The sequence below is a fragment of the Pseudomonas sp. UBA6699 genome (genome assembly GCF_002454615.1).
In the GTDB taxonomy this organism is placed as follows: domain Bacteria; phylum Pseudomonadota; class Gammaproteobacteria; order Pseudomonadales; family Pseudomonadaceae; genus Aquipseudomonas; species Aquipseudomonas juntendi.
In genome coordinates this window covers 1-23517 of sequence record NZ_DKJF01000057.1, presented here as the reverse complement: position 1 = coordinate 23517, position 23517 = coordinate 1, and the positions used below count along the sequence as shown (strand labels likewise).

Annotated in this window: 20 protein-coding genes; 5 read left to right on the top strand and 15 right to left on the bottom strand. The window is 63.5% G+C overall.

The window, feature by feature from the left end:
• Nucleotides 1–125: 125 nt before the first annotated feature.
• Both gabT and B3361_RS10755 read left to right on the top strand, forming a co-directional pair.
• Complete coding sequence (gene gabT / locus B3361_RS10760) at nucleotides 126–1403, top strand: 4-aminobutyrate--2-oxoglutarate transaminase (protein ID WP_029884784.1); 1278 nt, start codon at nucleotides 126–128, stop codon at nucleotides 1401–1403.
• A 135-nt stretch (nucleotides 1404–1538) separates the two neighbouring features.
• Complete coding sequence (locus tag B3361_RS10755) at nucleotides 1539–2801, top strand: response regulator (RefSeq protein WP_054905589.1); 1263 nt, start codon at nucleotides 1539–1541, stop codon at nucleotides 2799–2801.
• Between the two features lie 21 nt (nucleotides 2802–2822).
• On the opposite strand, the gene B3361_RS10750 is transcribed toward B3361_RS10755, so the two are convergent.
• Together B3361_RS10750 and desA are read right to left on the bottom strand one after the other, a co-directional pair.
• A complete protein-coding gene (locus tag B3361_RS10750; RefSeq protein WP_054905588.1) occupies nucleotides 2823–3851 on the bottom strand; it encodes a GGDEF domain-containing protein in 1029 nt (342 codons plus the stop codon).
• A 99-nt stretch (nucleotides 3852–3950) separates the two neighbouring features.
• Nucleotides 3951–5135 carry a delta-9 fatty acid desaturase DesA gene (gene desA, locus B3361_RS10745; RefSeq protein ID WP_054905587.1) on the bottom strand — a complete coding sequence of 395 codons (1185 nt, stop codon included), beginning with the start codon at nucleotides 5133–5135 and terminating at the stop codon, nucleotides 3951–3953.
• A 146-nt stretch (nucleotides 5136–5281) separates the two neighbouring features.
• On the opposite strand from desA, the gene dibA reads away from it, so the two are divergent.
• Nucleotides 5282–7177, top strand: a complete 1896-nt coding sequence (dibA, locus tag B3361_RS10740; RefSeq protein WP_054905586.1) for a phosphodiesterase DibA — start codon at nucleotides 5282–5284, stop codon at nucleotides 7175–7177.
• 31 nt (nucleotides 7178–7208) lie between these two features.
• Here the strand turns inward: dibA and B3361_RS10735 are convergent, their stop codons facing one another.
• The 9 genes from B3361_RS10735 to tcyJ all read right to left on the bottom strand — a co-directional run bounded on the left by B3361_RS10735 (nucleotide 7209) and on the right by tcyJ (nucleotide 16238).
• Entirely contained in the window at nucleotides 7209–7853 is a 645-nt protein-coding gene (locus B3361_RS10735) for a methionine ABC transporter permease (RefSeq protein ID WP_054905585.1), read from the bottom strand.
• Nucleotides 7843–8952 carry a methionine ABC transporter ATP-binding protein gene (locus tag B3361_RS10730; RefSeq protein ID WP_110678933.1) on the bottom strand — a complete coding sequence of 370 codons (1110 nt, stop codon included), beginning with the start codon at nucleotides 8950–8952 and terminating at the stop codon, nucleotides 7843–7845. Before B3361_RS10730 ends, B3361_RS10735 begins: the two co-directional genes overlap by 11 nt.
• A 1-nt stretch (nucleotide 8953) precedes the next feature.
• On the bottom strand, nucleotides 8954–9754 hold the full coding sequence (locus tag B3361_RS10725) for a MetQ/NlpA family ABC transporter substrate-binding protein (protein WP_029884778.1): 801 nt from the start codon (nucleotides 9752–9754) through the stop codon (nucleotides 8954–8956).
• Nucleotides 9747–11144, bottom strand: coding sequence for an LLM class flavin-dependent oxidoreductase (locus B3361_RS10720; RefSeq protein ID WP_054905584.1), 1398 nt, complete (start codon nucleotides 11142–11144; stop codon nucleotides 9747–9749). Before B3361_RS10720 ends, B3361_RS10725 begins: the two co-directional genes overlap by 8 nt.
• Nucleotides 11144–12325: an SfnB family sulfur acquisition oxidoreductase gene (locus tag B3361_RS10715; protein WP_054905583.1), complete on the bottom strand. Its 1182-nt coding sequence runs from the start codon at nucleotides 12323–12325 to the stop codon at nucleotides 11144–11146. The genes B3361_RS10720 and B3361_RS10715 overlap by 1 nt, the downstream gene beginning before the upstream one ends.
• Nucleotides 12326–12475: 150 nt before the next feature.
• Nucleotides 12476–13717: an SfnB family sulfur acquisition oxidoreductase gene (locus B3361_RS10710; RefSeq protein WP_054905732.1), complete on the bottom strand. Its 1242-nt coding sequence runs from the start codon at nucleotides 13715–13717 to the stop codon at nucleotides 12476–12478.
• A 300-nt stretch (nucleotides 13718–14017) separates the two neighbouring features.
• Complete coding sequence (gene tcyN / locus B3361_RS10705; protein ID WP_029884774.1) at nucleotides 14018–14776, bottom strand: L-cystine ABC transporter ATP-binding protein TcyN; 759 nt, start codon at nucleotides 14774–14776, stop codon at nucleotides 14018–14020.
• A 2-nt stretch (nucleotides 14777–14778) separates the two neighbouring features.
• The gene (tcyL, locus tag B3361_RS10700) at nucleotides 14779–15447 is read right to left on the bottom strand and encodes a cystine ABC transporter permease (RefSeq protein ID WP_009682229.1); all 669 of its coding nucleotides are present in this window, start codon (nucleotides 15445–15447) and stop codon (nucleotides 14779–14781) included.
• A complete protein-coding gene (gene tcyJ / locus B3361_RS10695; RefSeq protein ID WP_029884773.1) occupies nucleotides 15444–16238 on the bottom strand; it encodes a cystine ABC transporter substrate-binding protein in 795 nt (264 codons plus the stop codon). The genes tcyL and tcyJ overlap by 4 nt, the downstream gene beginning before the upstream one ends.
• A 307-nt stretch (nucleotides 16239–16545) precedes the next feature.
• Between tcyJ and epsC the strand changes: the two genes are divergently transcribed.
• Together epsC and betT are read left to right on the top strand one after the other, a co-directional pair.
• Nucleotides 16546–17478 carry a serine O-acetyltransferase EpsC gene (epsC, locus tag B3361_RS10690; protein WP_029884772.1) on the top strand — a complete coding sequence of 311 codons (933 nt, stop codon included), beginning with the start codon at nucleotides 16546–16548 and terminating at the stop codon, nucleotides 17476–17478.
• A 287-nt stretch (nucleotides 17479–17765) separates the two neighbouring features.
• Complete coding sequence (gene betT / locus B3361_RS10685; RefSeq protein ID WP_054905731.1) at nucleotides 17766–19769, top strand: choline transporter BetT; 2004 nt, start codon at nucleotides 17766–17768, stop codon at nucleotides 19767–19769.
• Between the two features lie 125 nt (nucleotides 19770–19894).
• On the opposite strand, the gene tauD is transcribed toward betT, so the two are convergent.
• Genes tauD through tauA form a run of 4 tightly spaced genes read right to left on the bottom strand, consistent with a single transcriptional unit; the run spans nucleotide 19895 to nucleotide 23386 of the window.
• Nucleotides 19895–20728, bottom strand: a complete 834-nt coding sequence (gene tauD / locus B3361_RS10680; protein ID WP_009682233.1) for a taurine dioxygenase — start codon at nucleotides 20726–20728, stop codon at nucleotides 19895–19897.
• A 48-nt stretch (nucleotides 20729–20776) separates the two neighbouring features.
• Nucleotides 20777–21616 (bottom strand): taurine ABC transporter permease TauC, encoded by an 840-nt coding sequence (tauC, locus tag B3361_RS10675; RefSeq protein ID WP_286920205.1) that lies wholly within the window; start codon nucleotides 21614–21616, stop codon nucleotides 20777–20779.
• On the bottom strand, nucleotides 21613–22401 hold the full coding sequence (gene tauB, locus B3361_RS10670) for a taurine ABC transporter ATP-binding subunit (protein WP_054905728.1): 789 nt from the start codon (nucleotides 22399–22401) through the stop codon (nucleotides 21613–21615). The genes tauC and tauB overlap by 4 nt, the downstream gene beginning before the upstream one ends.
• 13 nt (nucleotides 22402–22414) lie before the next feature.
• A complete protein-coding gene (gene tauA / locus B3361_RS10665; protein ID WP_054905727.1) occupies nucleotides 22415–23386 on the bottom strand; it encodes a taurine ABC transporter substrate-binding protein in 972 nt (323 codons plus the stop codon).
• Between the last annotated feature and the right edge of the window lie 131 nt (nucleotides 23387–23517).

Sequence of the window (23517 nt, the reverse complement as noted above, 5' to 3'; positions counted from 1 at the left end):
CTTTTTTACATTGCAGTACCTGGTGGCCAGGGCGCTTGTGGCAGTCGATCAACGAATACTGTTCGCGAGCACTCCCAGCCACCCCCGAATAAAAGCGCCATTACTGTCGGCGCAATGAGGGCATTATGAGCAAGACCAACGAATCCTTGATGCAACGTCGTGTAGCTGCCGTCCCGCGTGGCGTTGGCCAGATTCACCCGATCTTCGTCGACAGCGCGAAGAACTCGACCGTGATCGACGTTGAAGGCCGCGAACTGATCGACTTCGCCGGCGGCATCGCAGTGCTGAACACCGGCCACCTGCACCCGAAAGTGGTTGCAGCCGTGCAAGAGCAGCTGACCAAGGTCAGCCACACCTGCTTCCAGGTGTTGGCCTACGAGCCTTACGTCGAGCTGTGCGAAAAGATCAACAAGCTGGTTCCAGGCGACTTCGACAAGAAGACCCTGCTGGTCACCACCGGCTCCGAAGCCGTTGAAAACGCCGTGAAAATCGCCCGTGCCGCCACTGGCCGTGCCGGCGTTATCGCCTTCACCGGCGGCTACCACGGCCGCACCATGATGACTCTGGGCCTGACCGGCAAGGTCGTGCCGTACTCCGCAGGCATGGGCCTGATGCCAGGCGGCATCTTCCGCGCCCTGTTCCCGAGCGAGCTGCACGGTGTCAGCGTTGACGACGCCATCGCCTCGGTCGAGCGCATCTTCAAGAACGACGCAGAGCCACGCGACATCGCTGCAATCATCCTGGAGCCTGTACAAGGCGAAGGCGGCTTCCTGCCAGCGCCTAAAGAGCTGATGAAGCGCCTGCGCGCCCTGTGCGACCAGCACGGCATCCTGCTGATCGCCGACGAAGTGCAGACCGGCGCTGGCCGCACCGGCACCTTCTTCGCCATGGAGCAGATGGGCGTTGCGCCTGACCTGACCACCTTTGCCAAGTCCATCGCCGGCGGCTTCCCGCTGGCCGGTGTATGCGGCAAGGCCGAGTACATGGACGCTATCGCTCCGGGCGGCCTGGGCGGCACCTACGCCGGCTCGCCGATCGCTTGCGCCGCAGCCCTGGCCGTGATCGAAGTGTTCGAAGAAGAGAAACTGCTGGACCGCAGCAAGGCAGTAGGTGAGCGCCTGACCACCGGCCTGCGTGAAATCCAGAAGAAGCACCCGATCATCGGCGACGTTCGTGGCCTGGGTTCGATGATTGCCGTCGAGGTCTTCCAGAAAGGCACCCACACCCCTGACGCTGCTGCTGTTGGCCAGGTTGTGGCCAAAGCCCGCGAAAAAGGCCTGATACTGCTGTCTTGCGGCACCTACGGCAACGTTCTGCGGATTCTGGTTCCGCTGACCGCCGAAGACGCGCTGCTGGACAAAGGCCTGGCCATCATCGAAGAGTGCTTCGCTGAACTTGCCTGATGTGATGCGCTTCAGAAAAAACCCGCCTCGGCGGGTTTTTTTATGCCCGGTGATGCGTCGGAGGCTATGGTTGTTGGATGATGCGCCCAGCACGTTGTAAAAGGCTGAGGCAAGGATTTACAGGAGTAGTTGGCGATGAACGCTGCAGAGCCCACCCCACCGAGCGTACTGATCGTCGAAGGCGACCCGTGGGTACGCGACATGCTCAGCGAGATGCTGCTGAGCGTTCGCTGCGATGCCCGCCTTCAGGTCTGCGCCGACGGCTCGCAGGCGCTCAGCGCCCTGGCCGCCAAGCCGGACCTGATCATTGCTGCACGTGAGCTGGCTGGCATCGACGGCCTCGACCTGCTGCGCAAAGTCCGCGCCAAAGGGTCGGGGTTGCCGTTCATCCTCATGAGCAACCGCAGCGACAGTGCAAGTGTGCGCGAAGCCCTGCCGCTGCACCCCACGGCGTACCTGAGCAAGCCCCTGAACCTGGGTAACCTGCGCAAGCGCCTGGAACAGTTGCTGCTGGGCGTGGGCGAAGAAATCGCCTGCCCGGTGCCGCCCTTGCAGCCCGGTGCCAGCCTGCGCGCTTACCTCGAACAGCGCCGGGCTACTGCCGATGGCGGGCCGCTGCTGGCCGACTTGCAGGTGGCGATCAAGCGAGCCCTGAACCCTGAAGGCCTGAACCTGAAGGTGCTGGAAGAAGAAGTCTGCCGTGACCCGCAAGTGACCGCGGTGCTGATAGCGGCTGCCAACAGCGCAGCCCTGCACCGTGAAGCACCGGTGCAAACCCTGCTGCAAGCCCTGAACAAGCTAGGCAGCACACAAAGCATGAACCTGATTCTGGGCATGACCCTCAAGCGCAGCGCCCGCCTCAGCGACCCCTTGCTGGCGCAGCATGCGGCGCAGTACTGGGACTTGTCCCTGCACACCGCCGAATATGGCCGTACGCTGGCGCGCCTGCTGGCGCTGGACGAAGGGCTTTGCTATTGCGCGGGGTTGCTGCATTGCCTGGGTGACCTGGCGGTGCTGCGCTGCCTGCAGGAATGGCGCCTGGCGGGTGGCGAGCTGGACGAAGACAAGGTCCAGTTGTCGCTCAACGAGTTCGGTGCCGCTTTCGGCTCGGCGCTGCGCACCCGCTGGCGCTTGCCGTTGGCTTTACGCGAGCTGATCGCGGCGATCTATCAACTCGGTGGCGGGGTGTACTCGCGCGATATTCTGGCCATGAACCTGGCCGGGCAGTTGGCGCGGCTACCGGCTGAGCAGGGGCTGGCGAAGATTGCCAGTGGCAAGACAGCGCGTTTGCTGAAGATGGGCTTGCCGGAGCTGACCCGGTTGCGCAAGGTGGAGAACCCCGAAACCAGTTCGCAGCCCGCGGCTGAAGGCCCGATACAAGCCGACGATGTTCCTTGAGCCGGGCAGGCGTAAGGGGGTTCAACCGCGCACGATCTGGTTCTTGCCCTGCCGCTTGGCCTGGTACATCGCCGCATCGGCGCGGGCATACAGGCTGTCCAGCGCCACATCTTCACCGGTCAACCCGGTAAGCCCCTGGCTCACCGTTACCCCGTAGGTGTGCGCCCCATGGCTGAAGCTCAAACGCTGAATCTGCCGCTGTAGCCGCTCGGCTATCTGCCCGGCCAGCTCGGCACTGCACCCTGGGAAGACTGCCGCGAACTCCTCGCCGCCAATACGCCCGAACAGGTCGCCACGGCGCAACACGGCCTTGCCGCTGTCGGCGATGTGCTGCAGCACCTGGTCGCCTTCCTGGTGGCCATAGCTGTCGTTTATCTGTTTGAAGTCGTCGATGTCCAGTAACAGGAAGGCCAACGGCGTGCCGTTTTCCCGGGCGCTGTCAAACGCCGCTTGGGCGCATTCGAAGAAGTGCCGGCGGTTGCTGCTTTGGGTCAGCACGTCAATGGTGGCCAGGCGCTGCAACTCGCCTTCCAGCTGCTTTTTCTCAGTGATGTCTTCGGCAATGCCGACGATGATCACGCGGTCGCCGTCATGCTGCTGGTTGATGTAGCACTTGTCGCTCAACCAGCGCACTTGCCCGTCAGCATTGATGATACGGTACTCGCGGTCCTCGACCGCGCTTTTGAGCAGCACCTGGGCCAGGCTGCGCTCGGCGTATTCCAGGTCGTCGGGGTAGATGCTGTCGCGCCACTCGTTGAAGTCGGCCAGTACCAGGCTGGCCGGGCGGCCGAAGATGCGCTCGTAGGCAGGGCTTACGTACAGCACTTCGCGTGTTTCCCAATCGAAAGCCCAGAGCACCGCGTTGACACTCTCGAGCAACGAGCTGAACAGCTGTTCGCGTTCGCTCAGGCGGGCGACTTCACCTTGCGCATGAAGGAGCGCCAGTAAAGTGCGGGCGGCTCCCGGTGGTACCGGGCCCGGCGATGTCATTGGAATATTCTTGGCCATGTGCACGTAGCGAGTCTCGACGTGAAAGCGTGCGGCCAGCATCCTGCCCGCCACGCGGGCGATGTGCGGGGTTTGAGTGGGGGCGAGGTGGTTAAGTTCCAGCTGGCACGCCCCATGCTGGGGCGTGCCGATCAACGGCGATCAGGCGCCGACCGGGCGCAGGGAATAGGTTTTCAGCTGTGCCGCGAAGTCGCGCAGGGCTTGAATGCCACTGGTTTCGGCTTCGTGTACCCAGTCCTTGATGGCGGCCAGCATGTCATGGCCGTTGGCGCTGGTGCGGGCCCAGATCTGCTGCAAGGCCAGGCGCTTTTCGTAGATGGTTTTCAAGGCCTGGCTGTGCGCAAGCATCGATTCGATGCGCACATGGTGGCGGTCTTCGAGCAGGCTGGTTTCACGGGATAGCAGGCGCTTGGCACGGCGGAAGTGGTGGCGCACCGAGGCGTCGACACGCGCCAGTTCCAGCTTGACCAGTGGGGCGATCACCAATTTGCGGTACTGGGCCATGATCTGGAAGCGGTTGTTGAGGATCGCCATGGCGGTGTCCATGTCCAGGCTACCTTTGCCTTCCACCCGATGGGCAATCGGCGCCACACGCTGCACCTTGGCCAGGCGCAGCAGGCAGAACAGGCGGATCCACGCCCAGCCCATGTCGAACTCCCAGCGCTTGACCGACAGCTTGGCTGAATTGGGGTAGGTGTGGTGATTGTTGTGCAGCTCTTCACCGCCGATCACGATGCCCCACGGCACCAGGTTGGTGGCCGCGTCACGGCATTCGAAGTTGCGGTAGCCGAACGCGTGGCCCAGGCCGTTGACGACACCGGCAGCCCAGAACGGGATCCACATCATCTGGACCGCCCAGATAGTGATACCGAGGGTGCCGAACAGCAGCAGGTCGATCACGGCCATCAACGCGATGCCGCCCAGTTTGTAGCGCGAGTAAAGGTTGCGCTCGATCCAGTCATCAGGGCAGTTCTTGCCGTAGATGCGCAGGGTGTCTGGGTTGCGGGCCTCTTCGCGATACAGCTCGGCGCCTTTGCGCAACACCGTGCTCAGGCCTTTGTGCACGGGGCTGTGCGGGTCGTCGGGTGTTTCGCACTTGGCGTGGTGCTTACGGTGGACCGCCGTCCACTCGCGGGTGTTCTGCGCCGTGGTCAGCCACAGCCAGAAGCGGAAGAAATGCTTGAGCGCGCCGTTGAGCTCAAGGGCTCGGTGCGCAGAGTAGCGATGCAGGTAGACCGTGACGCTGACAATGGTCACGTGGGTCATCAACAGGGTGATGCCGACCAGTTGCCAGGCCGACAAGTCGAGCAGGCCGTTGTACCACATAGATGTAAATGCCCTCGAAATGCGGGGGGAAGGGTCGATTATCCCTTGGTGGGGAAATAAAACCAGTCAACTGTTCAGACAGGAGGTCACGACATGTTTCAGCCTTTATAATGCCCCTTTCTTTTCAATGGGCTATCCCACCCGACATGTCTGTTTCCGTTCGCGACGCCTTGCGCATGGCCGCGCTCTATGTGGTGCTCTCGATCCTCTGGCTGGTGCTGGCCGAGGTGATGCTGCAGAGCATGACCGACGACCCCCTGGCATTGACCGTGGGGCGGCAGATCAACGTGGTGGTGTGGGTGCTGTGCAGTGCCTTGCTGATTTATCTGTCCCGGGTGCGGCTGCTGCATTTCATCGGCCATGGCGCGCGGTTGCGCTGCGAAGACCGGGAACGCCTGCGCATGGCCGCCGCGGTGTTCGACAGTACCCTGGAAGGGGTGCTGGTAACCGACCGCCAGGGCCTGATCGTGCACGTCAACCGTGCCTTCATGCGCATTACCGGTTACCAGCAGCACGAGGTGATCGGCCAGCGCCCGAGCAAGTTCAAGTCGGGCCGCCATGGCCAGGCCTTCTACCAGCAGGTCTACGCCACCCTGGCTGAAAAGGGCGAGTGGAGCGGCGAAATCTGGAACCGGCGCAAAAGCGGCGAAATCTACCCGCAGTGGCAGACTATCTGCGCTATTCACGATGACGAGGGTGAGCTGAGCCATTACGTGGCCGTGTTCAGTGACATCAGCGCGATCAAGCATTCGGAGCAGGAACTGGCCTACCTGGCCCACCACGACCCGCTGACCGGCCTGCCCAACCGCTTGCTGTTCAACGACCGCGTCGAGCAGGCCCTGGCCGCGGCGCAGGCCAACAAGCGTGGGTGCGCCCTGCTGCTGCTGGACCTGGACCACTTCCAGAGCATCAACGATGGCCTTGGCCACACCATCGGTGACCAGTTGCTGAGGCTGGTGGGGGAGCGCCTGGGCAAGATATTGGGCAATGGTGTGACCTTGGCCCGGCTGGGCGGTGACGAGTTCGGCGTGCTGGCCGAAGGCTGCCAGCAAGTCGGCCAGGCAGGCAAACTGGCGCAGGGCATCATCGAGCGCATGCGCGAGCCGTTCCTGTTCGATGGCCATCGGTTGTTCATCAGTGTCAGTGCCGGTATCAGCCTGTTCCCCAGCGATGCCTTGTGTGCCGAACAGTTGCTGCGCAACGCCGATTCGGCGTTGTACAAGGCCAAGGGCAATGGGCGAGCCTGCTATGCGCTGTACACCGAAGAACTGACGGCCCACGCCCAGCACCGGGTTGAAACAGCGGGCGAGTTGCGCCGCGCACTGGAGCATGACGAACTGCGGGTGTTTTTCCAGCCGGTACACGACCTGGCGACCGGCAGCCTGGTCGGGGTCGAAGCGTTGGTGCGCTGGCAGCATCCGCAGCGCGGCCTGGTGCCGCCGGGCGAGTTCATCCCGATCGCCGAGCGTACCGGCCTGATTGCCGAAATCGATGCCTGGGTGCTGCGCCAGGCCTGCCGGCAAATGGTGCAGTGGCAGGCGCAAGGCCGGCAATTGGCGTTCGTGGCGGTGAACATCTCCAGCCGGCTGTTTGGCCAACATGAGTTGTACCGGCAAGCGGCCGACGTCCTGCACGACACCGGCCTGGCCCCCGCCTTGCTAGAGCTGGAAGTGACCGAAAGCGCTGTGATGGAAGACCCGGAGGTGGCGCTGGAGCAACTTCACCGCTTACGTGAGCTTGGCGTGACCCTGGCCATTGATGACTTCGGCACCGGCTACTCTTCGCTGCTGCGGCTCAAGCGTTTGCCCGTTCAGAAGCTGAAAATCGACCAGGGCTTCGTTGCCGGGTTGCCGCTGGATGAGGATGACATCGCGATCGTGCGGGTGATCATCGCCCTGGCCCGCAGCATGGGCATGCAGGTGCATGCCGAGGGTATCGAGCAGGCAGAGCAGGCCGCCTTCCTGCTGCAGCAGCAGTGCCAGCTGGGGCAGGGGTACTGGTTCGGGCGGCCGGTGCCGGCTGCGGATTTGCACTGGGATTGAGGGCCTCTTCGCGGGTTTGCCCGCGAAGAACTCAACGCTTGTTCAAGCCTTTTGCCAATCGGTCGCCACCCAGCTGGATCAACGCCACCAGCGCCACCAGCATGGCGATCACGGTCAGCATGATCTGGCTGTCGAAGCGCTGGTAGCCATACCGGTAGGCGATGTCGCCCAGCCCTCCGGCACCGATCGCCCCGGCCATGGCCGAGGAGTTGATCAGGGTCACCAAGGTGATGGTGAAACCGCCGACAATGCCCGGCAACGCTTCGGGCAACAACACATGCCAGACAATGTGCCAGCGCCGGCAACCCATGGCCTGCGCGGCTTCCACCAAGCCATGGTCGACTTCGCGCAGGCTGACCTCGGCGATCCGGGCAAAGAACGGCGTGGCGGCGATGGTCAGCGGGACAACCGCCGCCCACACACCATAGGTCGTACCCACCACCAGCCGGGTGAACGGGATCAGCGCGACCATCAGGATCAGGAACGGGATCGAGCGGAACAGGTTGACGAAGGCGCCCAGTAACCGGTTCAGCAAGGCTGCCTCGAATATGCCACCCCTGCCGCTGGTGACCAGCAGCAGTGCCAGGGGTACCCCCAGCAGCAAGGCGATAAGCGACGACACGCCAACCATCAGCAGGGTATCGAGCAAGCCTTCCAGCAGACGATCAAACCACATGGCCCAGCACCTCCACGTTGTCCGCCCAACGGCGGGCGCGTTGCAGCAATTGTTGGGTATCGTGCGGTGCGTGCTGCACCGACAGGATCAACTGGCCCAGGGCGTGCTCGCCAATGGTCGCCACGCCGCCCTGCAGCAAGCGCACGCGACCGCCCAGGTCGTGGAACAGGGCAGACAGTTCAGGCTCGCCAAGTACACTCAGTTGCAATACCACGGCGCAGTCACGGCTTGTGGGGTGGGCCTGCAGGCTGGCTTGCAGCGCCGCAGGCAGCCGCGCTTGCAGCGGCGCAAGCAGGGTTCGGGTGACCTCGTGGTGAGGGGCGCCGAAGACACGCCAGACTTCGCCCTGCTCGACCACCTCGCCGCGGTCCAGCACCACCACCCGGTGGCAGATATCACGGATGACCGCCATCTCGTGGGTAATCAGCACGATGGTCAGGCCCAGGCGCCGGTTGATATCGCGCAGCAGTTCCAGGATCGAGGCCGTGGTCTCCGGGTCCAGCGCGGAGGTGGCTTCGTCGCACAGCAGGATCTCGGGGTCATGCACCAGTGCCCGGGCAATGCCCACGCGCTGTTTCTGCCCGCCTGACAATTGCGCGGGGTACACGTGGTGTTTCTCCTGCAGGCCGACCAGTGCCAGCAGCTCCCGGACCTTGCGTTGTCGCTCGCCCTTGGCCACGCCCGCCACCTTCAAGGGCAGCTCGACGTTCTGCCACACCGTCTTCGCCGACAGCAGGTTGAAATGCTGGAAGATCATGCCGATACGCCGGCGCAGCGCCACCAGCTGGTCGTCATCGAACGCCGCGATGTCCACTTGGTCGATCAGTACCCGGCCGTGGCTGGGGCGTTCCAGGCGGTTGATGGTGCGTAGCAACGAAGATTTGCCGGCGCCGCTGCGGCCGATGATGCCGAACACTTCGCCCTGGCGAATGTTCAGGTCAATGCCGTGCAAAGCGGGTTGCGCCTGCCCAGGGTAGGTCTTGCCCAGGCCGATGAAGCGTACATGGGCTTGATTGATTTCCGGGTGCAGGGCGTGCTCCCTGGCCGTTGACGCTCGCGGTTGGGGGGTGGGCGCCTTGAATGCGCTGGCCTGGCTCATGTCAGCCTTCCCAACCGGCCTGGTACAGCTTGCCGTGAGCCTTGTCCAACGCTGCGCGTACGGCAGGCGAATGTTGGTAGATGTCGACGAACTGTGCCAGGCGTGGGTCGTTTTTGCTCTGCGGGCGAATCACGAATTGAATCACGTACTCCTTGTTTTCCAGACCGTCGAACAGCAGCGCTGAACTGGCATCGAAGCTGTTGGCCAGGCGAATGTATGCCGGGTACCCCTGCACCAAGTCGGCGTCGTCATAGGCACGCACCAGCTGCACGGCTTCGACTTGCAGGATCTTCAGCTTTTTCGGGTTGGCGACAATGTCGTCCTCGGTGGCTTTGTAGCCAACCCCTGGCTTGAGCGTGATCAACCCGGCCTTGGCCAGCAATTGCAGGCCGCGGCCGCTGTTGATCGGGTCGTTGGCGATGGCCACGCTCGCCCCTTCAGGCAGGTCGGCGAAGCTTTTGTACTTTTTCGCGTACAGGCCCACGTTGTTGATGATGCCCGGTGCATAGGGCACCAGGTCGAAGCCCGCAGCCGCCTTGGCATTCTCCAGGAACGGGATGTGCTGGAAGTAGTTCACGTCGATGTCGCCGCTGTTGAGGCTGACATTGGGCGCGATCCAGTCGCTGAACTCGATCAGCTTCACCTCCAGGCCTTGCTTGTGGGCTTCTTCCACGGCGGCTTCCAGCGGGATCGCAAAGGCCGAGGTAGTGCCGATCTTCAGGGGTTCGGCGGCCTGGGCAGTGGCGCACAGGCCGAGGGACAGGGCGATGGCCACGACGGGCCGGAACAGTTTTTCAAGCATGGTGCAGGGCTCCAGTCGGTGCAGGGGTAGGGGTGCGGTTAAAGCGGTAAGCCGAACCAGGGTGGTCGGCGGGCAAGTGCGGGTGGTCGGCCTGGAACAGTTTCTGGCGCAGGGTGCCCTCGGCGTACGCGGTCTTGTAGCGGCCGCGTTGTTGCAGTTGAGGAACGACCAGGTCGATGAAGTCCTCAAAGCTCTCCGGGGTGACGGTGCGGGTCAGGTTGAAGCCGTCCAGGCCGGTCTCGTCGAGCCAGGCGATCAACTGTTCGGCGACCTGCTCGGGGTCGCCGACGACCTTCACGTAGCGCCCGCCCAGCGCGTGCTGTTGCAACAGGCGCCGGCGGGTCCAGGCGTTGCCCTGCAACTGGCGGGTGGCTGACTGAATGGCGTTGCCCTGGCTGAAGGGGATCGGCTCGTCCAGTGCATAGGCCGCGAAGTCAATGCCGGTCGAGGCCGCAAAATGTGCGACGCCGGCCTCGGCGCTGGCATGCTGCAGATACTCGGCATGCTTGGCCTGGGCCTGTTGCTCGGTCGCCGCGACGATCACCGTGATGCCCATGAAGACCTTGACCGCCTGCGGGTCGCGCCCGGCAGCCGAGGCAGCCGCGCGTACCTGCTCGACCTGGGCGCGGGCCGCGGTCTTGTCCTGAGCGCTGATGAACACACATTCGGCATGTTGCCCGGCGAAGCCCAGGCCGCGTTGCGAACTGCCTGCCTGGAACAGTACCGGGGTGCGCTGCGGCGAGGGCTCGCACAGGTGGTAACCGTCGACCTTGTAGAACTCGCCATGGTGCTGCACCTTGCGCACCTTGTCGGGGCGGGCATAGATGCGCTGCTCGCGGTCAGCGACCACCGCGTCGTCAGCCCAGCTGCCCTCCAGCAGCTTGTACAGCACCTGCAGGTATTCGTCGGCCTGGTCGTAGCGGCGGTCATGTTCGGGTTGCTGTGCCAGGCCCATGGCGCGGGCGGCACTGTCGAGGTAACCGGTTACGATGTTCCAGCCAACCCGGCCCTGGCTCAGGTGGTCCAGGGTGGATAGGCGTCGGGCGAACAGGTAGGGCGCCTCGTAGGTCAGGTTGGCGGTAAGGCCAAAACCCAGGTGGCGAGTGACGGCGGCCATGGCCGAAACCAGCAGCAAGGGGTCATTGACCGGCAACTGGATGGCCTCTTTGAGGGTGACGTCCAGCGATTGCCCGTAGATATCGTAGGTACCGACGATATCGGCGATGAACAGCCCATCGAACAGGCCCCGCTCCAGCAGGCGTGCGAGCTGGGTCCAGTACTCCAGGCTGGTGTACTGGGTCGAAGTGTCCCGTGGGTGGGTCCACAGGCCGTGGTTGATGTGCCCGACACAGTTCATGTTGAAGGCATTGAGCAGGATTTGCTTGGCCATCAGAGCGTCCCCCGGCGTGGCGGGTTGACGTCGTTGAGGTAGTAATTGCCGATGGCGTGGTATTTCCAGCGGACCGGGTCGTGCAAGGTGTGCACGCGGGCGTTGCGCCAATGGCGGTCGAGGTTGTGCTCGGCCAGCGTCGCTTGGCTCCCACTCAGTTCGAACAGGGCAGTGCCGGCGGCAAGCGCGATTTCCGTGCTGCTGGCACGCGCTTCGGCCACGGCGATGGACGCCGCGGCGACGGTGTCGGCGGTGCTGTCGTTGCGGGCGCGGTCGAGGTATTCGCCAGCGCGTTCCAGCAGGGCTTCGGCCGCGTGCAGGCGGATCGCCAGGTGGCCGAAGCTTTTCAGCGTCAGTGGGTCATCGCTTGCCTTGTCCAGGCCTGCGTCGACCCATGGTCGGCTGCGGGTGCGCACGAAGTGCAGGGCATCCTCGTAGGCGGCGCGGGCGATGCCGGTGTCGATGGCGGCGTGAAGAAGCTGCGCCAGCGGGCCGACCGGGGTGGGGCGCTCGAAGGCGCTCTGGAAAGGCACCACGTCCGCTGCGCTGACGTAAACGTTGTCCAGCAGAACCGAGCCACTGCCGGTGGTGCGCTGACCAAAGCCGCTCCAGTCGTCGATCACCTGCACGCCCTGGCTATCGGCCGGCACGAACACCAGGTGCTGCACGCCCTGTTCATCGACCACCGACGTGGGAATACGCTGGGCGTAGATGGCGCCAGTCGCGTAGAACTTGCGGCCATTGATGCGAAAGCCGTCACCGTCACGGCTCAGGCGGGTGGTGCGTTCGTTGGCGGTCTTGGTACCCAGCTCGGCCAGGGCATTGCCGAAACGGCGGCCGGCCAGTACTTCGCCATACAGCCGCTTCTGTTGTTCGGGGCTGCCGTTTACCCGCAGTACTTCCAGGCTGTAGAAATGATTCTGTGGGATCTGCCCCAGCGAGCCGTCGGCCTGGGCGATGCGGGCGATGACCTTGGCCAGGGTGACGTTGGACACGCCAGCGCCGCCGAAGGCCTTGGGCACACTGATGGCCCACAGGCCGGAGCGGGTGAACAGGTCCAGTTCGCTGTGCGGCAGCCGGCGTTCGCGGTCGCGCAGGGCGCTGTCGCGGCGCAGTTGTTGGGCGATTTCGTCGGCGACATGCAGGGCTTGGGTGTCGCTGGTGATGATTCTGATGGTCATGGGTTTCTCCGGGCCTTGGGAGCGCGATGCGGCCCATCGCGACACAAGGCCGCTCCTGCAGGGATACGCGGTTCCATGCCGGTCCGCGCCACGGGTAGGAGCGGCCTTGTGTCGCGATGGGCTGCAAAGCAGCCCCCAAGGCCATTGAATTCAGATCCAGGAATGCCGCGCGGGCAAGGTCCCGTTAAGGTGGTAAGCCCCAACCGCGTGGTACTTCCAGCGCACCGGGTCATGCAGCGTGTGCACCCGGGCGTTGCGCCAGTGGCGGTCGAGGTTGAATTCGGCAAGGGTGGCGCGGCTGCCAGCCAGCTCGAACAGCTTTTCGCTGGCCTGCAGGGCAATTTCAGTGGTCAGCACCTTGGCTTCGGCCACCGCAATGGACGCGCGCGCAGCGCTCGCGGCATCCACGGGCGCGGCGCTGACCTCGTCAAGCACCTGCGCGGCCTTGCGCAGCAACGCTTGCGCCGCATGCAGTTCAAGCTTCAGGCGCCCGACGTCAGCGATCACGTAAGGATCGTCGCTGGCGCGCTCGACATTGGCGTCGACCCAAGGCCGCGACTTCTCGCGAACGAACTTGATCGCATCTTCGATGGCCGCTTCAGCGATACCTGCATCGATTGCTGCCTGGATCAACTGCGAGACCGCGCCCTGGGTATTGGGTATATCGCGCTGGCGCCAGTTGTCGATCACCAGCGCCGCCTCCACCGGCACCTGGTCCAGCAGTACCGTGCCGCTAGCAGTGGTGCGCTGGCCAAACCCGGACCAGTCATCGACGATGCGCAACCCCGGGCTGCCTCTACGTACGAACGCCAGGCGCTGACGGCCGTCGTCGTCCAGGGCTTTGACCGCCACCCAATGGGCGAACAGGGCGCCGGTGGAATAGAACTTCTCGCCACTGATGCGATAACCGTCGCCGTTGCGGGTGATACGCGCGGTGAGCGTGAGGGTGTCCTTGGTGCCGCGCTCGGGCCCGGCATTGCCGATGCGCCAGCCTTCGAGCACGCTGCGGAAAACAAACGCCTGTTGCGCTTCGCTTGCCGTCAGGCGCAGCAATTGCAGGATGCCGAACTGGTTCTGCGGGATCTGGCCCAGGGCCGGGTCGGCGGCGCTTATCAGGCGGAACACTTCGGCGATGGTGGAGAACGAAACATCGGGGCCACCGTGGGCCTTGGGTACGCTGATGCTACCCAGCCCGCTGCGGGTGAACAGCTCGACCTCCGCCCATGGCAGCTTGCGTTGCTGGTCGCGGCGGGCGGCATGCTCGCGGGCGACCTCGGCCAGTTCGCGTGCCGCTTGCAAGGCTTCGGCGTCGTTGCGCAACACCTTGGCTGGCAGCAACGGGGGAGCGCTGTCGAGATCGCTGTGTAATAGGCTGTTGGGTTGGCTGGACATCAGTACCGCTCCTTGGCTGTACTCAATGCCCTGGCGTTACGCACTGGGGAAATTGTGATGCTGACCATTCCTGACCTCGCGAAAAGTAAAGCCGCTACAGCTGGTCGCGGCGAACGTGTGCTGGTCCGGTGGTCCGGTTGATATACCCTAATGCTTTATAAAAATTTAATGAACTAACTCTTTGGAATATATATAGAAGGAGAGATTTCCGCGGCTACGCCGACCTCTTCGCGGATGAACCCGCTCCCACAGCGTTAACCCTGAGGGAGCGGGCGAGCCCGCGAAGGGCCCAGAGCAGGCCTACTCGGAAGCAGCAGTCCCAAGGAACTTGCGCAAGAACTGCCGGGTACGCTCTTCCTTCGGCGCCGCAAACAGCGCTTTGGCCTCGCCTTGCTCCACGATCACGCCTTTGTCGAAGAAGATCACCCGGTTCGCCACGTCCCGGGCGAAGCTCATTTCGTGGGTGACGATGACCATGGTGCGCCTTTCTTCGGCCAGGCCGCGAATAGTCGCCAGCACTTCACCCACCAGTTCCGGGTCCAGCGCCGAGGTCGGCTCGTCGAACAGAATCACCTCGGGCTCCATGGCCAAGGCACGGGCAATGGCCACCCGCTGCTGCTGGCCACCGGACAGACGCCGCGGGTAGGCATCTTCCTTGCCCGCCAGGCCAACCTTGGCCAGCAAGCGGCGGCCCAGTTCGACAGCCTGTTCGCGCGGGGTCTTCTTGACGATCACCGGCCCTTCGATCACGTTTTCCAAGGCTGTGCGGTGCGGAAACAGGTTGAAGTTCTGGAACACAAACCCCGCCTGCTGGCGCAACCGGCGGATTGCACTTTGCTGCCCCCCCAGCGGGCGGTTGGCATCGATGCTGATGGCGCCGATCTTTATCTGCCCGGCGTCGGGCGTTTCCAGCAGGTTCAGGCAGCGCAGGAAGGTGGTCTTGCCCGAGCCGCTGGGGCCGATGATGGCCACCACCTCGCCAGGCTGTACGGTCAGGTCAATGCCGTTGAGCACGGTCTGGCCCTTGAACCGCTTGGTCAGGCCTTTGACTTCAATCATGCTCAATGCTCCTGGTCATGCTGGTTGACCCGCGCTTCCATACGGTTCTGGAAGTGCGCGAGGATGCTGCACAGCACCCAGTAGATAACCGCAACCGCTACGTACATGGTGAACACTTCGAAGGTGCGTGCGGTAATCAGCTGGGCCTGGCGGAACAGCTCGGGTACCTGGATGGTGGCTGCCAGGGCGGTGTCCTTGACCAGCGAAATGAAGCTGTTGCCCAGCGGTGGCAGGGCGGTGCGCAGGGCCTGGGGCAGGATCGCCCGGCGCATGGCCTGCACCCGGGTCATGCCGATGCTGGCCGCAGCTTCCCATTGGCCACGGTCAATCGATGAAATCGCCGCGCGCAGGATTTCGCAGATGTAAGCCGCCATGTTCAGCGACAGGCCAATCAGCGAGGCCGGGATAGGGTCGAGTTCGATCCCGATCTGCGGCATGCCGAAATAGATCACGAACAGTTGCACCAGCAGCGGCGTGCCGCGAAAGAACGACACATAGATCCGCGCCAGCCAGTTGAGCGGCAATACCTTCGACAGCCGCATCAGCGCCAGGGCAAAGCCCAGCACCAGGCCGAAGAACATGCCGCCCACGCTGAGCAGTACGGTGTAACCCGCGCCCTTGAGCAGGAAGGGCGCGGAGTCGGCTACGAGTTGCAGGCTTTCAGCGATCATTTAGTGACATCGGCACCGAAATATTTTTCCGACAGCTTGGCCAGCGTGCCGTCAGCCTTGAGCTTGTCGATGGCCTTGTTGATGGCCGCCAACAGTTCAGGCTCGCCCTTGCGCAGAGCCACGCCGCTTTCCAGGCGCGAGAAGGCAGGGCCGGCCAGTTCGGTGTCCTTGGCTTTTTGCGCGTATTCCAGCGCCGCCAGGCGGTCGATCAGGATGGCGTCGATGCGGCCGTTGCGCAGGTCGGCGAATTTGCTCGGGTCGTCTTCATAAGTGCGCACCTCGGCTTTCGGTACGTCTTGTTTCACCCACTGCTCGTAGTTGGTGCCCAGACCCACGCCGACTTTTTTGCCGGCCAGATCCTGTGCACCATTGATATTCAGCTGCTCGGCCTTCTTCTTGAGAATCAGCGCCTGGATGCCGGAGATGGTGTAAGGCTCGGAGAAGTCATACTTCTTCTTGCGTTCTTCCGAAATGGTCACCTGGTTGACCACGATGTCCAGCCGTTTGGACTCCAGCGCGGCGAGAATACCGTCCCACTTGGTTGGCTGGATCTTGGCCTTGACCCCCAGCTCTTTGGCCAGCAGTTCGGAGAGCTCGACTTCAAAACCGGTCAGCTTGCCGTTTTCATCCTGAAAGCTGAACGGCGGGTAGGTGCCTTCGAGGCCGACGTTGATCACGCCTTTTTCCTGAATGGTTTTCAGCTCTTCGCCGGCGAGGGCCTGGCCGAGCAGACCAGCACCCAGCACAAGGGCCAGGCTGGCATTGAGTAGCGGTTTGACGAACTTCGACATGGCAGAGCCCCGCGCGTGTTGTGTAGGGAGAGGGTGGCGACTATAGAGCTGGCTTTTTAGGCCTGGAAATAATAAAAAAATATTTTGTTACTTCCATTTTATTCGTTATCAGAGCGTGATTGCTTTGAGGGTAGGCGAGGTTGCCTGCGCCGTCACCGCAGGGTGTGCCCGACATGGCGCAGGATGGAATAAAGCGTAGTTTTTTCCAAGAGGCGGATTTGCCGTAGAGTGGATTGCACGCAGGCACGCCCGGCCCTTTCGCGGGCATGGCGAAACAACCCGATGGCCTATACGGCAGGAGAAAACCGTGAGCGAACAACCATTATCCGGGCGCTGGCAGTTGCAGAGCATCGTAACCGGCCTGCGCGGCGCGCGTGAGCAGTGGCGCACCCGCAATGGCCGCAGCAGCGGCGAGCAGGGTGGCCGCGAGCTGCCGTCGCGCGAGGCGATGCGGCAGATCCTCGAGCAACTCTGTGGTGCGCTGTTCCCTATGCGCCTGGGCCCGGTCGACCTGCGCGAAGAAAGTGAAGATTTCTACGTTGGCCATACCCTCGATGCCGCCCTGACCGCCTTGCTGGCCCAGGCCCGACTGGAGCTGCGTTACGCCGCCCGGCAAAGCCAGGCCGAGCTGGCCGGTGTGGATGCTCACGCGCTGAGGCTGGTACAGGATTTCGCGGCAGCCTTGCCAGCGCTGCGGGTGTTGCTCGACACCGATGTGCTGGCTGCCTACCACGGCGACCCGGCGGCCCGTAGCGTCGATGAGGTGCTGCTGTGCTACCCCGGCGTTCTGGCGATCATCCACCACCGCCTGGCGCACCATCTGTACCGGGCAGGCCTGCCACTGCTGGCGCGCATCAGTTCGGAACTGGCGCATTCAGCCACAGGTATCGACATTCACCCTGGGGCGCAGATCGGGCCGAGTTTCTTCATCGACCATGGTACGGGGGTGGTCATTGGCGAAACCGCGATCATCGGCGAGCGCGTGCGTATCTACCAGGCTGTGACCCTTGGCGCCAAGCGTTTCCCAAGCGACGAGTCGGGCACTTTGCACAAAGGCCTGCCACGCCACCCAATCGTCGAAGACGATGTGGTGATCTATGCCGGCGCCACGGTACTGGGGCGCATCACCATCGGTAAAGGCTCGACCATTGGCGGCAACGTGTGGCTGACCCGCAGTGTGCCAGCCGAGAGCAACATCACCCAGGCCAACTTGCAGTTGGATTGCCAGGACAAGCATTGACCTGAAATTTGCCTGGCGTGCACCGGCACTTTTCAAGGTGAAACGGGCTCTTACAAGGACCGCACAGCGAGCGACCGATGTGCGCGCCAGGCGCGGGTTTGCCCGCGAAAAGGCCGGGCCAGAAGCGCGCCAGTCGGCGCCCCAATTCGCATTGAACACCGATCCATGTTTAACTTGAACGCTTGTTCAATGAAAAACGCTGGTCCGCTGCCGGTGTTCAACAGGAGGATTCCTTTGCTGAACCCGTTCATTCCGAACCTCACGTCTTTTGACGAGGTGCCTGCCCCATGAGTGCACCGACCCCATCACTTTCCAACAGCAAGATCCGCATGAACCCGCCGGTGTTCTACTTTGCGGCAAGCTTCATCCTCATCTTCGGCCTGGTGGTCATCTCCAACCCGCAAACCGCAGGCGACTGGTTGCTGGCGGCGCAGAACTGGGCGGCCAATACGGTCGGCTGGTACTACATGTTGGCAATGACGCTGTACCTGGTCTTCGTGGTGGTCACCGCCTTGTCCGGCTACGGCAAGATCAAGCTCGGTGCCGACCACGACGAGCCCGAGTTCAGTTACCTGTCATGGGCCGGCATGCTGTTTGCGGCTGGCATCAGCATTACGTTGTTCTTCTTCTGTGTGTCCGAACCGCTGACCCATATGCTGCAGCCGCCCCAAGGCGAAGCGGGCACTGCCGAGGCCGGGCGCCAGGCCATGCAGATCCTGTTCCTGCACTGGGGGTTGCATGGCTGGGGCGTGTTCGCCTTCGTCGGCATGGCGCTGGCCTACTTCGCCTACCGCCATAACCTGCCGCTGGCGCTGCGTTCGGCGCTGTACCCGCTGATCGGCAAGCGCATCAACGGGCCGATCGGTTATGCGGTGGACGGCTTCGGCATCATCGCCACCGTGTTCGGCCTTGGCGCCGACATGGGCTTTGGCGTGCTGCACCTGAACGCCGGCCTGGATTACCTGTTCGGCATCAGCCACAGCCAGTGGGTGCAGGTGATCCTCATCACCCTGATGATGGGCGCGGCGGTGGCCGTAGCCGTTGCCGGGGTAGAGAAGGGCGTGCGGGTAATGAGCGACATCAACCTGTTCCTGGCCTGCGCATTGCTGCTGTTCGTGCTGTTCGCCGGGCCTACCCAGCACCTGTTCAACACCCTCATCCAGAACCTTGGCGATTACCTGGGCGCCTTGCCGCGCAAGAGCTTCGACGTGTATGCCTACGGTGAGAACCGCGACTGGCTGGGTGGCTGGACAGTGTTCTACTGGGCCTGGTGGATTGCCTGGGCGCCGTTCGTGGGCTTGTTCATTGCGCGCATTTCCCGCGGCCGTACCATCCGCGAGTTCGTCTTTGGCGTGCTGCTGATCCCGCTGGGCTTCACCCTGGCGTGGATGTCGATCTTCGGCAACAGTGCCCTGGACCAGGTCATCAACCACGGCATGACCGCGCTGGGCCAGTCGGCCCTGGACAACCCGTCCATGAGCCTGTACCTGCTGCTGGAAACCTACCCCTGGAGCAAGGTGGTGATCGCCACCACGGTGTTCATCAGTTTCGTGTTCTTCGTCACCTCGGCCGACTCTGGCACCGTGGTGCTGTCGACCTTGTCGGCCACCGGTGGGGATGCCGATGAGGACGGGCCGAACTGGCTGCGCATTTTCTGGGGCGCGATGACCGCGCTGGTCACCAGTGCGCTGTTGTTCGCGGGCAGCATCGATTCGCTGAAATCGGCGGTGGTACTGACCTCGCTGCCGTTCTCGTTGATCTTGCTGTGCATGATGTGGGGGTTGCACAAGGCGTTCTACCTGGAGTCGCAACGGCAGATCGCGCAAATGCACTCGCTGGCACCGTTCGCCCAGTCACGCCGCGGCCGCGGCGGCTGGCGCCAGCGCTTGAGCCAGGCGGTGCACTTCCCGTCGCGTGACGAGGTGTACCGCTTCATGGACGATGTGGTGCGCCCGGCGATTGCCGATGTGCGTGAGGTGTTCGAGCAAAAAGGCCTGGTGCTGATTACCCAGGATGACCCAAGCCACGACAACGTCAGCCTGAAAGTGGGGCATGGTGAAGAACAGCCGTTCATTTACCAGGTGCAGATGCGTGGCTACTTCACGCCATCGTTCGCCCTGGGTGGGCTGGGCACGCAGGAGTTGAAGAACCGCCGCTACTACCGGGCGGAGGTGTACCTGAGCGAAGGCAGCCAGAACTACGACCTGGTTGGCTACAGCAAGGAGCAGATCATCAACGACATCCTCGACCAGTACGAGCGGCACATGCAGTTCCTGCATCTGGTCCGCTGACCAGGCGTTCCTGTTCTGGCCTCTTCGCGGGCACGCCCGCTCCCACAGGTCCGGCACCGGTTTCGAAACCTGTGATGTACCTGTGGGAGCGGGCGTGCACGCGAAGAGGCCAGAACAGGCAACAACTAAAAGGGCACATCCCCGAGGATCGTCGCGCGGTGCATCACCCGCCGATTGGGCCGGTAGTCATCCACGGCAAAATGCTGGGTCACGCGGTTGTCCCAGAACGCCACGTCATGCTCCTGCCAGCGCCAGCGAATGCTGAACTCCGGCCGTGTGGCATGGGCGAACAGCAGCTTCAGCAACGCCTCGCTCTCCAGCTCGCTCAGCTCATTGATGCGCGTGGTAAACCCCTCATTGACGAACAACGCCTTGCGCCCGCTCACCGGATGCGTCCGCACCACCGGGTGCGACAGGGGCGGGTTGTTGCGCCGCGTGGCTTCCCAGCGCGCCAGGTCTTCAGCGGTGGTGCCAAAGCGTTCCAGCGGGAACGACTTGGTGAAGTCGTGAGTGGCGGTCAGCCCGTCGAGCATGCCCCGCAGCGGCGCCGACAAGGCTTCAAAGGCAGCGATGCCGCTGGCCCACAAGGTATCGCCACCGTAGGCCGGCAACTGCTTGGCACTGAGCACCGCACCCAGTGCCGGGGTTGGCAGGAAGGTCACGTCGGTGTGCCACACGGCGTTGTCGCGCACATCAGTGACCGCCGTGTCGAGCACCAGCACCTGCGGGGTGTCCGGCACATTGGGGTAGATCGGGTGAATGTGAAGGTCGCCGAAGCGGGCGGCAAAGCGCGCCTGTTGTTCCGGGTTGATCGGCTGGTCGCGGAAGAACAGCACCTGGTGCTGCAGCAGCGCCTGTTCAATGGCGTCGCGTTGTGCTGCGGTGATGTCGCGGCTGATGTCCACGCCGCTGATCTGGGCGCCGAGCGCCGGGCTGAGGGGAGTGATGGTCAGGCTCATGTCAGTCTCTCCAATCAGGCGCCAGTGTGCTGGCGTGGACAATGGGGTTCAGTGGCTTTGCCCGTGCCAGGGCACCAGCTTGCGTTGCAGGGCGCGCAGGCTCATTTCCAGTGCGAAGGCGATCAAGGCGATCAGCAGGATGCCCAGCACTACGACGTCGGTAACCAGAAACTGCGCCGCCGACTGCACCATGAAGCCCAGGCCACTGGTGGCGGCAATCAGCTCGGCGGCGACCAGCGTCGACCAGCCAACCCCCAGGCCGATGCGGATCCCGGTGAGGATGTCGGGTAGCGCGCTCGGCAGGATCACGTGCCGGATCAGCTGAGCCTTGCTTGCGCCCAGCGACTGCGCTGCACGCAACTTGGCCGGGTCGACAGTACGAACGCCGGTGGCGGTGGCAATGGCGATCGGCGCAAAGATCGCCAGGAAGATCAGCAACACCTTCGACAGCTCGCCGATGCCGCACCAAATGACAATCAGGGGCAGGTAGGCCAGCGGCGGGATCGGCCGGTAGAACTCGATCAGCGGGTCGAGGATGCCGCGTGCCACGCGGTTGTAGCCGATGGCGATGCCCACCGGGATGGCGGTCAGCGTGGCGGCCAGCAGGGCCACGTCGATACGCGCCAGGCTGGCGCCCAGGTGCTGCCACAGGCTGGCATCCATGTAACCCTGGGTCAGCAAGGTCCAGCCCTTGGCCAGGATGTCGCCGGGCGAGGGCAGGAACAGCGGCTCGACCCAGCCGGCGGCAGTCACCAGCCACCACGCCAGCAACAGGCTGGCGAGGGTCAGGGTGCTGATCCAGCGGGTGGAACGTGGGCGGCGCAGCTTGATGGCTGGCCGGGGTTGGGCGTCGTGTTTGCCGGTAACCGGCAGGTCCAGGCTGCTCATGCGCGCTCCTGCAGGCTTTGGCGTTGGGAAAACACCCGCGCCAGTACGTGCTCGCGGGTTTCGATGAAGGCCGGGTCGCACTTGATCGCCCGGGCCGATTCGCCAGCGGCATAACGCTGGCCGAAGTCCAGTTGCAGGCGTTCCACCACGCGCCCCGGGTTGGGCGCCAGCAGTACCAGTTCGCTGGCCAGGAATACCGCTTCTTCGATGTCGTGGGTAATCAGGAACACCGGCTTGGCGGTGCGCTGCCATACCTGCAGCAGCAACGCCTGCATCTGCTCGCGGGTGAAGGCATCGAGGGCGCCGAACGGTTCGTCCATCAATAGCACCCGTGGGTCGGCTGCCAGCGCCCGGGCCAGGCCCACGCGTTGCTTCTGGCCGCCGGACAACTGCCAGATGCGCCGCTCGCCGAAGCCGGCGAGGTCGACCAGGGCCAGCATCTCGCGGGCTTTGGCTTCACGCTCGGCGCGTGGTACGCCGGCCAGCTCCAGGCCGAATGCGATGTTGCCCAGCACGTTCTGCCATGGCAGCAGCGCGTCGTCCTGGAACACCACACCGCGCTCGGCTCCAGGCCCTTGCACCGGTACACCGTCGAGGGTGATGCGGCCGCCACTGGGGGTAACGAAGCCGGCGATCAGGTTGAGCAGCGAGGTTTTGCCGCTGCCGGATGGCCCCAGGGCCACCAGCAGTTGGCGCGGCCCCAGGCTCAGGTTGATGTCGGCCAGCACCGGGGTGGCGGCACCGGGGTACTGTGCGCTGATGCGCTCCAGTTCGAGCAAGGCCATGGCGGGCTCCGGTTCAGTTTGGAAGGAACTTGGCGCTGACGTACGGCGAGTAGTCCGGCAGTACGGCGTCAACCTTGCCTTGCTGCTTGAGGAAGTTGGCCGTGTCGGTCAGTGCCTGGGTGGTGGGTGCGCCCAGTGCGCTGGCCTGGTCGGCGGCCAGTGGGTAGACGTTGCCCTGCAGCAGCACGGGAATGTCGCTGGCCTTGGCGCCGGACAGCTTCACCAGTTTGTCTACGTTGCCCGTGTCAGCCAGCCAGGCTTGCGGGTCTTTGCGGTATTCGGCGTAGGCATCGAGGGTGACCTTGGCGAAAGCCTTGACCACGTCGGGGTGCTTCTCGGCGAAGTCCTTGCGCACGATCCAGGCATCGAAGGTGGGTGCGCCTTTTGCGGCCAGCTCGCCCGAGGTGATCAGCACCTTGCCGTTCTCCTTGGCCACGCCCAAGGCCGGGTCCCAGACGTAGGTGGCGTCGATGTCGCCGCGTTTCCAGGCGGCAATGATCGCAGGGGGCGCGAGGTTGAGTATCTGCACCTTGGAGGGGTCGATGTTCCAGGTCTTCAGGGCTGCCAGCAAGCTGTAGTGGCCAGTTGAAACGAAGGGCACGGCGACTTTCTTGCCGACCAGGTCTTGTGGCGTCTTGATGCTGTCGCGGGCGACCAGAGCCTCGCCTGCGCCGATCTGCGTTGCGATCAGAAACGTTTCGACCGGCAGCTTGCGGGTGGCGGCGGCGGCCAGCGGGCTGGAGCCCAGGTAGCCGATCTGCACGTCACCGCTGGCTACTGCGGTGATCACATCGGCGCCGTTATCGAACTTGCGCCAGTCAATGCTGGCCTTGCTGGCTTTTTCGTAGTCGCCATCTACCTGCGCCACCTTGGCGGGGTCGACGGTGGTCTGGTAGGCGACGGTCAGGTCGGCCGCCTGGGCCAGCCAGCTGGCGCTGGCGAGGGTCAGGGCGGCGAACAGGCGCAGCGGGGCATGCGGGATCATGGTGAACCTCTCAGGCAAACTGGGGTATGCGAGAAGGCTAAATGATCTAAAAAATTTAAAATAAATAACTTTTTCGCATTAGCTTAGCAGGTAAAGCTGTAGGAGCGGCCTTGTGTCGCGATGGGGCGCGA